The organism is Bacillus sp. CCNWLW194 (assembly GCF_037120585.1).
Lineage (GTDB): Bacteria > Bacillota > Bacilli > Bacillales > Bacillaceae_G > Bacillus_A > Bacillus_A basilensis.
This window is the reverse complement of sequence record NZ_JBBBBL010000024.1, coordinates 49,731-65,605: the sequence shown is the minus strand read 5'-3', so window position 1 is coordinate 65,605 and position 15,875 is coordinate 49,731. Positions and strand designations below refer to the sequence as shown.

General features: G+C 31.8%; 13 protein-coding genes. 1 reads left to right on the top strand and 12 read right to left on the bottom strand.

Annotation, left to right across the window (positions count from 1 at the left end):
- Positions 1-428 precede the first annotated feature (428 nt).
- Entirely contained in the window at positions 429-548 is a 120-nt protein-coding gene (locus V7S50_RS31180) for a peptidase (RefSeq protein ID WP_163254307.1), read from the top strand.
- Positions 549-1,331: 783 nt separating this feature from the next.
- Here the strand turns inward: V7S50_RS31180 and V7S50_RS31175 are convergent.
- The 12 genes from V7S50_RS31175 to V7S50_RS31120 all read right to left on the bottom strand — a co-directional run bounded on the left by V7S50_RS31175 (position 1,332) and on the right by V7S50_RS31120 (position 15,874).
- Positions 1,332-1,550 carry an alpha/beta-type small acid-soluble spore protein gene (locus V7S50_RS31175; RefSeq protein ID WP_286676874.1) on the bottom strand — a complete coding sequence of 73 codons (219 nt, stop codon included), beginning with the start codon at positions 1,548-1,550 and terminating at the stop codon, positions 1,332-1,334.
- Positions 1,551-1,718: 168 nt separating this feature from the next.
- Positions 1,719-2,360, bottom strand: a complete 642-nt coding sequence (locus V7S50_RS31170) for a nucleotide excision repair endonuclease (protein WP_242252666.1) — start codon at positions 2,358-2,360, stop codon at positions 1,719-1,721.
- A 166-nt stretch (positions 2,361-2,526) separates the two neighbouring features.
- Positions 2,527-3,942 carry an amino acid permease gene (locus V7S50_RS31165; RefSeq protein ID WP_242252664.1) on the bottom strand — a complete coding sequence of 472 codons (1,416 nt, stop codon included), beginning with the start codon at positions 3,940-3,942 and terminating at the stop codon, positions 2,527-2,529.
- A 274-nt stretch (positions 3,943-4,216) separates the two neighbouring features.
- The gene (gene brnQ5 / locus V7S50_RS31160; RefSeq protein WP_242252662.1) at positions 4,217-5,569 is read right to left on the bottom strand and encodes a branched-chain amino acid transport system II carrier protein BrnQ5; all 1,353 of its coding nucleotides are present in this window, start codon (positions 5,567-5,569) and stop codon (positions 4,217-4,219) included.
- 198 nt (positions 5,570-5,767) lie between these two features.
- A complete protein-coding gene (gene proC, locus V7S50_RS31155; protein ID WP_242252660.1) occupies positions 5,768-6,586 on the bottom strand; it encodes a pyrroline-5-carboxylate reductase in 819 nt (272 codons plus the stop codon).
- Between the two features lie 315 nt (positions 6,587-6,901).
- Positions 6,902-7,252, bottom strand: a complete 351-nt coding sequence (locus V7S50_RS31150; RefSeq protein WP_242252658.1) for a DoxX family protein — start codon at positions 7,250-7,252, stop codon at positions 6,902-6,904.
- A gap of 513 nt (positions 7,253-7,765) precedes the next feature.
- Positions 7,766-9,010 carry an NAD(P)-dependent malic enzyme gene (locus tag V7S50_RS31145; protein ID WP_242252657.1) on the bottom strand — a complete coding sequence of 415 codons (1,245 nt, stop codon included), beginning with the start codon at positions 9,008-9,010 and terminating at the stop codon, positions 7,766-7,768.
- A 107-nt stretch (positions 9,011-9,117) separates the two neighbouring features.
- A complete protein-coding gene (locus tag V7S50_RS31140) occupies positions 9,118-10,110 on the bottom strand; it encodes a DUF4046 domain-containing protein (RefSeq protein ID WP_063224989.1) in 993 nt (330 codons plus the stop codon).
- Between the two features lie 256 nt (positions 10,111-10,366).
- Entirely contained in the window at positions 10,367-11,560 is a 1,194-nt protein-coding gene (locus V7S50_RS31135; protein ID WP_242252656.1) for a Ger(x)C family spore germination protein, read from the bottom strand.
- Positions 11,557-12,648: a spore germination protein gene (locus V7S50_RS31130; RefSeq protein WP_242252655.1), complete on the bottom strand. Its 1,092-nt coding sequence runs from the start codon at positions 12,646-12,648 to the stop codon at positions 11,557-11,559. Before V7S50_RS31130 ends, V7S50_RS31135 begins: the two co-directional genes overlap by 4 nt.
- 26 nt (positions 12,649-12,674) lie before the next feature.
- Positions 12,675-14,249, bottom strand: a complete 1,575-nt coding sequence (locus tag V7S50_RS31125; RefSeq protein ID WP_063224986.1) for a spore germination protein — start codon at positions 14,247-14,249, stop codon at positions 12,675-12,677.
- A gap of 680 nt (positions 14,250-14,929) precedes the next feature.
- Positions 14,930-15,874, bottom strand: coding sequence for a response regulator (locus tag V7S50_RS31120; protein ID WP_063224985.1), 945 nt, complete (start codon positions 15,872-15,874; stop codon positions 14,930-14,932).
- Between the last annotated feature and the right edge of the window lies 1 nt (position 15,875).

Genomic DNA, 15,875 nt, shown 5'->3' with positions numbered 1-15,875 from the left:
TTTATAGATCCATAAAATATATTCTGTTAGATATAATTCACGACAAATAATACTATAAAATATCAAATTAGTACAATTCACAACAAAATATTACTATATCTTTTTTATAAAAATCATATATTATTTAATTGTAGTTAGCATCTAAATATCAGAGTAGATAAGTAAATGAAATACACTAAGTTCTTTTCTTAATTCTACAAGATATAATTATTGAACATGAGAAAACAGTGAAGTACTACAAAATACAGTGGTAGTCAATGCGAGGACCAAGCTGGAAAAAGATTTAAAATGCAGCGAAAGTTACAGGAGATACTGTACCACCGCAAGAAACAACAGTCAAAGTTCCAATTCAATCACTTATACAAATTGAATTCCAAAAATAAATACTGCTAATTTAAATGTGAAACTGAAAAACCACTTCGTTCCAAATTTTAAAAAAAGATAATAACGAAGTCATAAAATTGGAAACAGCTGAAAGTGATAAGGCTATTTTTGAAGCACTATACTTTGAAAAATACAAGGTGGAGGAATTTCAAGTACTCAATTAAACATTTAATTGAGAGAAAGGTCTTTTCATCAACAAAGAATAAGAATAAAAAAACGAATGGAATATTCAAAAAATCGGCTATATAGTGGCAACTAGTTTTATCTAATTGGCACTATATTACTGGTCGCAACATTAGTTTTAATTTCCACAAAAGAGGAAAAAATATATATACTTTACAAATACTAAGAATAGCAAACTAGATAGTTTTATTACCGCATCACATAAAGTGAAACTTTAATCAGTGGGGGTTTTCTTCATCCCCCACTGATTATTAGCCCACACCAATCAGGCTTTTACGGACAGTTGATCCCCCACCTAACTTCTTTGCTTCCGCTGAATTTTGAGGTGGAGGTCTTACTGCCCACAAATAGCGGGATAAACTTATTATTAATTTCCAAATACAATAGTTGTTAATCAACAAAAAAATTTCAATAATTAAGGTGCACAGTAAATTGACCTCAAAACAATACTTACTACAATATCAGGTTTTACTTATTCTATAAAAAAAGAAATATCTCTTAATAATCATTACCTTATATCGATTTAGACATAAATATTTTATTATATTGGCTTAAGTATTATGGAATTAAAATTGTAAATAACAACAAAACTCTTTTAAGAGCTCATACATCGTTTGTATTGAATTAATCCTCTTTCGATACCTATTCCATTAACACGACTACAAAAGGTTATTACAAAGGAATCTGAGGTGTTTTTTCAATTTCAAAATTTATTTTTTTGTAAATTAAAGGAAAAATAATCCGTATATATACGGATTATTTTCTTAGTGTAATCTGTATTGACCTGTTAACTGTTTTTCAGCCATTCGAACTAAGCGTTTTGTAATCTCTCCACCGATCGAACCATTTGCAGATGATGATGTATCAGGTCCCAGTGTGACTCCTAGTTCAAGAGCAATTTCATACTTCATTTGCTCAATAATACTTGTAGTAGCAGAAATAAGAATTTCATTTGTATTACTTTCGTATCTTTGAATATTTATAATTGCACTTCCAATATATTTATGCATGAGTAACCTAATTTCTTCTAGTATTTTTATGAGAACCCTTTCCCTCCCCATATTCCACCAATTAAATTTGAAATACAAATGTACATTGCATTTCAATATAACAATAAAAGCTACAAAAGCAACGAATTTACTACTTTAAAGTTAAGTGTTTAACCTTGACGTACTTAAATTCTTTTTTCCAGATAAAGCATACATTATATCTTGATGCTTTATTGTCCTCTTATAATTATGTGGTATCGGGAATTTGTTTCGGTGTTCTTTCATTATAATTAAAGTTTGAAGTTCTATGCTCAATACTTTTGCGAGAACATGATAGTTATACCCATTGTTTAACAGAGAAATTATGTCATAAAACATAGTTTTTCCACCCACTAATTTTACTAATCTATTCTTTAACTCATCCCTTTTTTCTTTAGCTTGATCAATTTCTAACAACATGGATTTTTTATTTGTTTGCTTAATGTATTGAGTATATAACTCTGGAAATTCTTTTTGAACTTCTTTGTTTAATACTGGTTTATATTTAATCATATAAGTAACTTGTAACAATGAGCGTTTTAATAAACTATCTTCAATGAGATACGCTACTTTATTAAATAAATGTACATATTCCTTAATATTGGAATAACTATTAAAATGAGCTAATACTCTACTTTTTATACTAAAAGCCTTGCCTACATAAATAATATTGTCATTATAATCTTTAATGAAATAAATACCACTGTCATCTTTTTCTAATTCATTATCCAGTTCTTCTAGACTCATAAAATGTAATTCACTCATACTTTCCTCTCCTTATTAGTTTTAAATCATGAAAAACAGGCAAGGTTTCTAAAAAAGGCACTCTGCTGTCCTAGAATTTTTCATTTTATTTCTTACTAAATGTCAAAAAACTGTTTCTATGTTGCTCAACTATCAATATGATTATTAATAAAATTTTCTATCGTTATTATCTCGCAATTTTATCATGTAATTTCGAGATCGTTTCCTCATTTAAATTACTGTGTTTTATCGAATAAAGGAAATATATTACTGCCCCAATAGTAATCCAAATACTAAAGTACACCCATGTCCTTAACGGTAAATTTAGCATTAAAACCACACAACATACAATTGAAACGCTTGGTAATATAGGTACAAAAGGTACCATAAATCCACGTTTTAAATTTGGGTGTGATTTACGGAGAATAATAACTGATAGACAAACTAACGCAAACGTCACCAAACTACCGATATTAACTAAATTAACCAATTCTTTTAAATCAATAAACCCAGCTATTATAGAGCTCCCTATTCCTGCCAATCCAGTTATAAAAGTGGGTGCTCCAGTTTTCTTATTAACTTTCGCAAATGATTTCGGTAACAATCCATCACGACTCATTGCAAAGAATACTCGTGTTGCCGCATACATATTGGAAAAAATAACAGCCATAAGGCCAATTACAGCACCTGCAGCAATTGCACCAGCGACTTTTCCTTGTCCTACCACTTCCATTACATAAGCCATTGCCTCAGGAACATTTAATTCTTTATAGGAAACCATTCCTGTCATAACAAGGCATACCATAACATAAATAATTGTACATATGATTAATGATGCAATAATACCGATGGGAAGATTACGTTTCGGATCTTTTACTTCTTCTGCTGAAGTTGCTAATATATCAAAACCCGTGAAAGCGAATAAAATAGCTGCTCCACCTGTAAAAACCCCACTTAAACCGTATGGTGCAATTGGTATCCAGTTCATTGGTTTTACATAGAATATACCAACCGTAATAAACAACAAAATCATACCAATTTTAATCAATACCATTATATTATTGATTCGTTTACTTTCCCTCGTACCACGGGATAACATCCATGCTAATATCAATGTAATGATTACTGCTGGTAGATTCACAATACCACCATGTGAAGGGATCGTTACTAGAGCTTTAGGTATCTCTAATCCAAACCCTTTTATTAAATTGTGGAAATAGCCTGTCCATCCAGCAGCGACAGCCGCTGTTGCCACAATATATATTAACAGTAAAGACCAACCTACTAGATGAGCAACAAACTCACCAATTGTTGCATATGAGTACGTATATACACTACCAGATGCCGGGAGTGTGGAAGCAATTTCTGCGTAACATAATGCTATGAATCCGCATATAATTGCTGCAAGTACAAATGAAAAAATAACTGCTGGACCAGCATCTCTTGCTGCCACTAATCCAGTTAACACAAGAACCCCTGTTCCAATTATTGAGCCTACCCCTAACATAATTAAATCAAATGCTCCTAATGTTTTCGTTAAGGTCTTGCTTTGATTATGCTCTAACAATTGTGCAACGGATTTCTTTTTTAATAACTTACTCATATTCTCTGTATCCCCTTTAAAATAAGGTTTGCTCTTCTCTTTATTGTTGTATGTAAATTTACTTAGTTATTAGATAGTCTTATAATATTTCTTTTACGTTAAATAAATTTGAAACATTCTATTTTTTCTCTTTCATCCACTGTTCAACAAACATCAGCTATAATGTGTTATAGCTGATTCACTTTACCTCCAAAGATATAAATAAAAGATTTTTTCATTCCAAAGAGATAATTAGTTTTGTATGCCCGATAATGGTATGATAAACAAAAATAATTTATTTATTTAATTGAGTTTCACTAGAACTTAAGGTATTTTTCTTCCGTAATACACTAACAATATACCCACATACACCGCCTATAATAGCCGGAAATCCCCACCCTAAACCTACACTATATAAAGGAAGAAAGTGCTCAACAAAATTATGGATTATTTCACTTTCTATTCCAGCAGCTTTTAATCCATCTAACGAACTAAAAATAAATGTCAATATCAAACTCCCTTGATATACTTCAAATCTACCATTGAATACAGAGTGTAAAAATGTTAGAAATATTAAGGTAATAGCAATTGGATACATAGTTATTAATACAGGGATTGAAATCTTAATTAATTGTGTTAACCCTATATTCGCAACTAGTGTACTGAAAACAGACAAAATAATAGCAAGTTTTTTGTAAGAAACCTTTGGAAATAATTTATGAAAAAAAGAAGAACAAGCAGTGATAAGTCCTACGCTTGTGATTAAACATGCTACTATAATCATTACACCTAAGAAAATTGCACCATACGAACCAAAGTAATAGTCCGAAACTTTTGCTAAAACTTCAGCCCCATTATTTAAACGACCTAGTTTTTCTACACTAGAAGCGCCCATATAGGAAAGGGCAGTATAAATAAGAGCTAAGAGTGTAGCAGCAATAGCCGTTGCTTTTACACAAACAATCATAAGCTGCTTTTTAGTCGTAGCCCCTTTTTCTCTAATTGCATTCACAATAATGATTCCGAAAACAAAAGCTCCAAGAGCATCTAATGTTAAATATCCTTCTTGAAAACCTTTAAAAAATGAATCTGATGCATACAATTCAATAGGTGCTTGAATTCTTCCAATTGGATGAATAAAAGTCACAACTACGAGGATCCCAATAACAGTCAATTTGATAGGAGTCAAAATTTTCCCAACTATATCAATAATCTTTGTAGGATTAAGGGATAACAAGCATGTAACTGTAAAAAATAAGATTGTAAATACAGTTAATGCAACAGGATTTGCATCATTTGATAAAAAAGGTTTAATTCCAATTTCAAACGATACATTACCAGATCTAGGGATGGCGTAAAAGGGACCAATTGCTAGATAGAGAACGGTCGTAAATACAATACCAAACACCGGATGCACACGACTAGCTAAAGATTGCAAATCATTTTCACCTGAAAAAACAAATGCTGTTATTGCTAACAATGGTAAACCAACTCCAGTAACTAAAAAGCCTGCATTGGCTATCCATACATTATTTCCAGCCATTTGACCAAGCATAGGTGGAAAAATTAAATTTCCTGCTCCAAAAAACAATGCAAACAGCATCAATCCTATAATAATGATAAAGGAAGTAGGAACTTTATTTGACATAACAACTCCTCCGATTATACATTTGTATACACTTTTTGTTTTTCTATAATTTATATATTAATCTATTTAATTATAACCTAGAGCACCGTTGCGGAAGGCAATGTATGCCCCCGCTCCCTATAAGAGAATAGCAACAAACTTTTAATTTAAATAACTACTTACATTAATGGATGTGAAGTTACGCCTAAACAAAGCCTCTCACTTACTAGTTAAACGAGACATTTCCATAGATTTTTGCGTACAACGTTTCATTGCTGAAATGATAGCTGTTCTTAAACCTTTTTCTTCTAGTGTTGCTACAGCTTCTATCGTCGTTCCACCTGGAGAACAAACCATATCCTTCAATTCACCTGGATGTATTCCCGTTTCCAATACCATTTTTGCAGAACCTAATACAGCCTGAGCCGCAAATTTATAAGCTTGTTTTCTCGGCATACCGTCAAGTACAGCAGCATCTGCCATGGCTTCTATAAACATATACACATATGCTGGAGAAGAACCACTAATAGATGTAACAACATCCATTAGTTTTTCATTTACGACCTCCGTCTGGCCGAAAATATTAAATATATTTAGTACCTCTTTTATATCTTTTTCTGTAACCATTTCATTAAAAGATAATGCAGACATTCCTTCCCCAACAAGTACTGGTGTATTAGGCATTACCCTAATAACCTTTAACTTTCTATCAAATTCATTCTCAGTGCTCTTAATACTTTTTCCTGCAGCAATAGTTACAACAATTACATCATTTTTTATTTGGTCTTTTATTTGGTTAATTACCGATGTGTATAGGTCTGGTTTAATTGATAAAATTAAAATGTCAGCACTGTTAGCGACTTCATTATTATTAGTAGTTATAGTTATGCCATATTTATCACTAGCATTTTTTAAATTACTGACGTTTAAATCTGAACAAATTATTTGATTTGGAGACACTATATTTTTATTAATCATCCCACCTATCATAGCAATACCCATGTTGCCACATCCGATAAATCCTATTTGTTTATTCATAATAATTTGATCTTGCTCCTTCTATTCTAAACTTTATTGATTTTGAAATTATTATTCTAAATAAGGGCTATTACAATTACTGGGTTTATCAATAGAATTTAAAAATTCTCCTTCCTATAATGAGCTATGCTTTTGTATGTACTTTACAAGCATGCATTTAAAAAAATGAAGAGACTTTCTATTCATAGAACTATTAAAAACAAGAGTAAAATGGCGATAATTTTTCGGAATTAATATTCTTTAACTATTCACCATTTTAAATAGAGCTTACATATTCCTCTTATAATTACTTATTTTCAAAATTTATAGTTACGCTTAATAAAATGTATTTAAATTCCAAATAATTATCGCCGTAGATAGCATGAAACAAAGTAATGCAGGGATTATCATTAAAATAGATTGTTTTGCTCGAAAAATATGAGCATGAATAGCTCCGACCATGAGAACTGCTAATAATGTATTTGCTCCTAGCGCTAAGTATTGATTCCAAATACCACCGATTATACCTATTGCTCCAATAATTTCAACAAAACCAATTATAGACATAAACCATAATGAATATTGATATTGTCGCCAATGTTCTACCTGAAAAGATATACGGAAAATTTTTATGAATCCCCCTACTACAATAAAAATTGCTAAAACTACCTGAAGAACAATCATCATTTAAACTCGCTCCTTTTAAGACTTTGTTAATTTTCATACTTCACAAGGAATAAATATATGCGTTTTACAAATATCAGAAAGGGAGATATACATAATTTAACTTTTTATACGCTAAGAACTAAGTAGAGAACCTTTACTATTAATCTATTAAAAGAAGGGTTTATTGTTTTAAATCAAAGTTGTAAACAAATCCTTTACATGTTGCAACAAACCACTCTAATAATAATTAATAGTCATTAAGTGATTTTCTGTTAAATTTCTTAAGAGCATAGATTTATTCACTTTCTTACAACTAACTTATATGAATAGCCTGTCAGTAAAGGATTCAAACTACTTTCAAGCTGATTCTAATAGAAACGTATCTTTAATTTGATAACTAATACTACAAAATCCAATCAAAAACACATGAAACAATTAAAAAAACTTTAAGAATATAGTAAGCTACCTTAGGCGAGATAGCCTGATTCAATTTCATATAATCTTTACTACATAATATTTTCTTAAGAAAAATATTTATTTTAATATATTTACCTCTTTTGTTAACCTGAATAGATTGTTTTTAATTTCAGACATGCTGATATTTTTTCTTGAAACACCGGTTTCCACTGCAGCACGTGCAACAGCATATGCTACATGTGGCACCACCCTAGGATCAAATGGATTTGGAATGACATAGTTGACATGAAGCTCTTCTTCTGAAATTAACTCAGCTATTGCATAAACAGCTGCTAGCTTCATTTCTTCATTAATTTCTTTTGCTTGTACATCTAAGGCTCCACGAAAAACTCCGGGGAAAGCTAGTACATTATTTACTTGATTAGGAAAGTCAGAACGTCCTGTACCAACTACTAGTGCTCCTGCTTTTTTTGCTTTATTAGGCATAATTTCAGGTGTAGGGTTAGCCAGGGCAAAAATAATAGGATTATGATTCATAGAACGAATCATATCCTCATCAACTACATCTGCAGCTGATACGCCAATAAATACATCAGCATCAATAAGGGCCTCTGCTAATTTTCCCCGCTTCTGTTCTATATTTGTAATACGAGCTATTTCTTCTTTAAGCGCATTCATTCCAATAGGTCGCTGTTCATATATTATCCCTTTTGTGTCACACAAAATAACATTTTTTACATGCATATGAAGTAACAGCTTAACAATGGCTATCCCAGCAGCACCAGCACCATTTACAACGATTTGTACATCTTCAATTTTTTTATTTGTTAACTTAAGTGCATTAATTAGGCCAGCAATCGTTACAATAGCTGTACCGTGTTGATCATCATGGAAAACAGGAATATCACAAGATTTTCTTAGACGCTCCTCAATTTCAAAGCATTGAGGTGCTGCAATATCTTCTAAGTTTATCCCACCAAAATTTGGTTCTAATAATTTAACAACCTCAACAATCTTATCCGGATTATTAGTGTTTAAACAAATAGGAAAAGCATCGATCTCAGCAAATGATTTGAAAAGTAAAGCTTTTCCCTCCATCACTGGCATAGCTGCTTTAGGTCCAATATTCCCAAGACCTAATACTGCAGTTCCATCAGATATAACCCCAACTAGATTCCCTTTCATTGTATAATCATATACTTTGCTTTCATCTTTATAAATCTCTAAGCATGGCTCAGCAACACCTGGTGAGTAAGCGAGACTTAAATCTGTTGAATTTTGTACTTTAATTTTAGAATAAACACCAATCTTCCCCTGTTTTTCTTTATGCATTTTTAATGCTTCATTCCGTAAAGGTGACATATAATTTCGCTCCTATAATTAAGTTAAGAATTAATTAAATCAATATTTTATTAACTCTATCTTAAACTTGATATTGCATGATATAAGTAAGACTTCTAATATAATCATTATTTATTTTTATAACCTTTTAACATATCTTTTGCATAACGATTGGGGTATAAAGTATTTAACATATTGTATGGACTTCCTTTCCAATATCTTCTTAATGGTGTCCATAACTTATGTTTAATTAACCACCTTTGTGTGTAAATAGATAGTAATTGCTCCTCTGTTAGTTTTTCCTTTTCTTCAATAGTCCACTTCAGCGCCTCTAATGCTTTTTTTTCAGTCCAAAATCCGGTAGGTGTGAATTTATATTCCCATTCTTTATTTTGACCAGGATATAACTCATTGATCATGGAGTACGGACTGTTATTCCAGAATATTTGACAAGGAGAAATTAATTTATGAATAGTAAGCCATTTTACACTGTAAACTTGTAATAATTGAAAAGAAGTTAATTTTTCTTTTTCTTCAATAGTCCACCTTAATGCTACCAATGCTTTTTCTTTAGTCCAAAACTTGTTAGGAGTCATACTAAATTCCCACTCTTTAAATTTATTAGGATATAAAGAATTTATCATTGCATAAGGGCTACCATTCCAATACATAACTAATGGTGCACTGAGTTTATTTTTCTCTAACCATTTTTTACTATAGAATTTGAGTAGTTCTACTTTACTTAGCTTTTCTTTTTCTTCAACAGTCCATTTTAATACTTCAAGAGCTTTTTCTTTAGTCCAAAAATTTAATGGTGCCATACCAAACTCCCACTCTTTAAATCTATTAGGATATAAGTCTTCAATCATCTTATAGGGACTGTTATCATAACCATGTTTGAGCGCGCCGAGTAATCGATATTTTATAATTAAAGGCGTATTCCATTTTTGTTTAATATCTTCTTCATTCCATTTTAAAATTGTTTCAATTAAATATTTTGTGACCCTTTTAGATAGCTCTCTATTGCTATCTTCTTTCCATGTATTCGGTGGAAACCTACTTCTTTTACCGTCTAATATTTCTTGATAGATCTCTTCTATTTGCACTGCTTTCGCTTGCACTTCAAACTCCCTCCTACTCAAGACATATAGCGATTTCTCTTTCCTAACGTTAAATAACACGCCAATAGTAACTATTGTGATCTTCTTTATAGCGCAAAAGAAATGCATAGGATAAAGAAATAATGAACTTTTAATAAAATCATTTCTTTAATTTATAATAAGAAGGACATAAAAAAACAAAAAGTTACAAAAATTTTTAAATTAAAATTTTTTTAACTTTTTGTTTTTGTGTAAATATAAGGTCAATTAAGACGTCTCATCGTTTTAAACTTGACGCTCCATAATCTTGTATAGTTACATTTATATGATATTTAATCGGTACCTTACTAAATGTTCGATCCCAATCTTTTTTGACTTTCTCCCATGTTCTCGGGTGTTTAATTCTTAATTGGTTACCAAAACCCACAATATCGACTTGATATTCTTTTTGTATTTTTTTTGTAACATGATGTACTAAGTACTTTACTTCTTTTTCAATAGCTTTTTCTTCTCTTTTTAAAAATTCACTTTCAAAATCTTTTCCTGATTGCATCCAATTTTCAGACAAACGTCCTTCTGATTCAATGTTTACATCAAAGGAAATATTATTTCCGTTAACATGTGGTATGATTTTGCTTTTTATTGACTTTACTTCGTATATAATAAGTTTCTTTGATTCTTTATCAAAAGTTTTTACCACACCACCATTCCTTTTTCCGTTTATCCATACTACTCCTTCCAATTCCTGCTCATTTAAAAAGCCCATCAACTTTTTTGTCTTCCCTTTAATTACAGCAGCTCCTGCAAATTTTGTTTCTCCCTTTATTGAGATTACATTTTGCAAAAGAAAACTGGATCCTGACCGCATCTTTCCTCCTAATTTAGCGAGCGATACAGGAGGTAAAATCCTTGTTGTTCTATTTCGATTATCTGCAATTCCAGACAAACGAAATGCTGGGATTTCCCCGTTTTTGTTTGATTCCAGTACCTCCTTCGCTAGACCCTTGCTAATTAAGATCATACAGCTAAGCCGAACCTCATTGTCACGGAGATACTGTTCAAGTAATTGTTCTAAACTGTATGTACGTAAAAGACTATCACTAATAACAATGTTTTTTAAATGTGGGCTGAACATTGTGCTCTCTCTTTTCAATGAAAACTCACGAATAATTTGATGAATGGAATCACCGGTCTCAGAAACATTTATATACCGTTTTTGTTGTCCGTTCCCTTTACTTTGCGCTTGCGAACTAACAATTTGATAAGTAGCTGTTATGAGGTTTCTTTTTGGATACCTTCCTTCCTCATCCTCTTTCTCAATTATTGACTCCTTCCCTTTATCTAGTGCTATACCTGCAGTTAAACTCAACTCTTCTATTTCTTTACTGCTCCAACATCCTGTTAAAAATAGAAGCAAAAGCGTCCCTAACAAAGCCAAATAGAACCGCATATAATTAAATTTCGTTTTCACACTATTCCTCCTTTTAATCGCTTAATAATAAGAAGGAGCAGTGGCAGTAAACCAAATAAAAATAAAGCCGCATTACCGAGCATATCCCCCAATTTAAGCAAATGATTTACATTTTTCGAAGTCATAGCAATGATGTAAATGATTGGAATCAAAGCAAAAATAAACGGATGAATACTCTTTTTAAAGAGTTGCGCTAATCCTAATGCAGCTGCATAGTAACTAATTGTATATGTAGCAAATATTTGCATAATCCATATTACAAGCAGTAAAGACTCAAAACGTTCAAATATCAAACCAGAAATTTCAAAACTGCGCATAAGGTCAATTGTTGGCCATGTTCTTGTTACAACCCCATCAATTGATAATGCACCAATGACCATTACAACAGTTATTACATAAAAGATTAACGGAATAGAAATTCCAACTAAAATAGCTTTTACTGCTTTATTTCGTTGTTCCATAAACACCAAAAGAATTAACATGATTTCAGGTCCTGTATATGCGAGAGACGTTGTTTTTATCCCATCTATCACTGGTTTAATTCCCAAACCTAATACGGGACGGAGATTATCTATCTCGAATATTCCGATACTCATAAAGGAAATGAGTAAAAAAATAAAAATAGTAATAGGAAATATTATTTCAAACATCCGTGCAATTGAATTAATACCACTCATAATCAAATAAAGACCTATCCACATAAAAGGCATAACAATAGCCCATGTGGGGGTTCCTTCCAGCAAAAAAAAGCTTATTACTTCTGCCATTGAACGAATTTGAAAGGCTGAAGTTGTAAGAAAATACCCTATAATAAGAAAACTAAGCAACCTGCCTATCCATTTCCCTACAATATCTTGACTGTATTGATAAAATGTTTTATTTGGAAACTGCTGACTTAATTTGACCATAATTACTCCTGAAACCATTGCGAGTATCCCACCTAATATCACACTTAGCCATACATCTGGTGTTTTCACTTTTTCTACAGATGCTCTGGGCAGAGTGAGGATTCCTGTTCCAAGTATGTAATTTACAATAATAACAACTGCTTGTGAAGTTGTTATTCGGTCTTTAGGTATAGTAATCACTGAAGGCCACTTCCTTTCGTCATCAGCTACCTTTTGCGGATAGTTTTTTTTGTATGCATTATTTTTGGCCGACGTCTCATTATTTTTAATGGCATGCGAACCATAAAATCTTTCCAGTCACTAAATCGATACGGAACAGCAGGGCTAGTATAAGGAACTCCAAAACTTTTCAGTTTCACTAAATGACTGCAAAGTAAAAGAAAGAAGAGAATAACTCCATACAAGCCAAATATCGCAGCACAAAACATAGCTACAAAACGAAGAATGCGTAACGTAATTCCCACACTATATTGCGGGATAGTAAAAGAAGAAATAGCTGTTACCGCAACAACGATAACCATTATTGGACTAACAATACCTGCTTCTACGGCAGCCTGACCAATTATTAACCCGCCCACAATTCCCATTGCAGGTCCAATAGGTTTAGGCAAACGTAAACCTGCTTCCCGTAAAACTTCAATAGCCACTTCCATAATCAATGCTTCTATTAGAGCGGGAAAAGGCACTCCTTCTCGCGATCCGATAATAGAAATAGCGAGCTTAGTGGGAATTAATCCTGGCTGAAATGAAATGAAAGAAATATACAGTGCTGGGGCAAATAATGAAACAAAAGCTGTCATGAAGCGTAATAAGCGGAGAAGCGTACCAGGAATCCACCTTTCATAGTAATCTTCTGGTGATTGCAGTAGCATACTAAATGTAACTGGAGCAATTAAAACAAATGGTGTTCCATCTAACAAAATAGCTACTCGGCCTTCCATCAAAGCACTAATAACACGATCAGGTCGTTCTGTATTTTGAATCTGCGGGAAAGGACTGAGATAATTATCTTCAATGAGTTGCTCTATGTAACCAGATTCGAGTACACTATCTATGTCAATTTTCTGAATCCTGTTTTTTATTTCTTCCACCAATTCTGTACTAGCAAGATCTTTAATAAATGCGACAACTAGCTCTTTCTTTGCACGCTCTCCTACTGGTAGCTTTACTAATGATAAGTTCTCATCCGCACAATGCCGTCGCAAAAGTGAGGTATTGTCACTTAATACTTCAGTAAACCCTACCCGTGGACCTCTGACTAATGCCTCCGATACTGGTTCTTCCATGTTTCGTTTATTTGCTTTTGTTGTACCAAGAATAAACACATCTGCTAAACCATCAATTAAAAGAGCTGTTGAACCTATCAATACTTTGGATATCAAATCTTTTATGTAATGGACTTCTGCTACTTCACTAATTGTAAGAACTTTATTTTTAATATATTCTTTTGAAACAGTCCCCTCCACATAAGAAGATTCATTTTTATATTCGTCAGAAAAATCATCCATTAGTAATTTCATAATATGTTTGTCAATTATCTCTTTATCTGATAGACCATCAACAAAAATGATCCCAGCCTGAATATCTGTGCGTCCAATATTAAACTTCCGAAAGCGAACATCAGAATTATGTCCGATTTGTTGCTTTATAAGTTCTAAGTTAGAGGCAAAATCATTTGTGAAATGAACGGTTGCATTTTGAGAAGGTTTATACCCTTGTTTCGTTTTACTTTGAATATTATTTTTTTTCACTTGTTTGTCTCTTGACTTCCACCAACTCATTCTTCCCACTCTTTCTCTGACATACGAACCCAATGAAAAAATCTTGAGATAGTATACGGAATTAAAAACAAAATAAAAGCTTGTACAAAGACTTTCCAATCTGGAAGATAAGAAGTAATTATGTTCCACATTTTTATCACCCAATTTATATACTCTGCTAGGATTGAGATTTCTAAAGAACGATATGTACTTAATAAAAAATAACTATAAGATTAAAGAGCAGAAAAGCAAGACATTATACTTATTTAGTACCAATAGCCTAGTTAGTATAAAAACATTTCTGACCTAAAATATCATTTCCAATTATAATTTGTTAAATATTATCTCCTTTTCCCTTATTTATATGCCCGCATTTGAATTTTAAATAATATAAGGATTAATGATATTTCCTCTTAAAGAAAAAAGATGCTAGAAGATAGCATCTTTTTTAAAATTCAACTTACTATGTATTTATATTTTATTTTGGAAATACTCATTTTTTTAAATGAATATTAATGTTTAAAAAATACATATTCTTTTGTTCTAAGTTAGTACATTTCTACCGAATCGATACGGAATTTTCTGATTTTAAAACCAATATGAAATTAAGGAAAATACTCTCTTAGAAAAACTATATAAAACAAATAACATTAAAACAACTATCAATCTATTAATTGAAAGTAATAATGAGCAAGAGTTTATCATCTTAATTCCAAGTGTATTCGTTTTGCTTCAAAATAAAGAACTTGAATAAATTTTTTCGTATCAATACGAGCAGGTAATGTTGGTTCATTATTCAATTCTGTCATCTTTCTCCTTACGGTAGTAAAATCAAAAAATCTAGAAGCATAATTTTCGAACTTCGGGTTTAAAAAATCAGTAAGTCCAAGGGATGCTAAATGGTTTAATGATTGATAAATTGCTCTCCGAATCCGTTGTTTGGAAGCTTCTATGAACCTTTTTAATTCGGTATCTTCAGCTGAATCCCCAAGTTTTTTTTGAGCTAAATTCATAAAAATCTCTTTTAGTGAGGGAAACCCTTGTTCCAACGTGTTATCTTGTTCATATTTATATAAATAATCTAGCATATCCATTAAATCTTTACTTCCACTTTCACTGGCTATTCCTAATTCAGACAAAAGAAAATGAATGGAATTTTGAAAATGATTAAAAGTATTTAAATGTTTTTCATTACGGTATTTTTCTTGCGCACTTGAATTACTATCCAATTTTAGTACCGTATTAAGCGATTCTTGAATGTTTTTTATCGATTTTTCCAAACGAATTCTTTCAATGACTTTCCGAACAACTGTTAATACTTCAATCCGGTTAATTGGCTTAATAATATAGTATTCAACGCCAAGCGAATAAGCTTCAGCAATTAATTCTTTTGATTCTACTTGAGAGACCATGATGATTTTCCCTTTAAACGAAGGCTTTATTTGACGAATTGTTTTTATTCCATCTTGAATCGGCATTAACAAATCGATAAATAAAATATCTATATTTTTAAGGATTGGCATGTATTGCTCTAAAGATAAACCATCCTCAGCTTCTCCTATAACCTCTCCAAGATCTTCATCCTCGATAATTTGAGCCAACATTGAGCGAACCGCTTTTTCATCATCTACTATATAAAAATACATA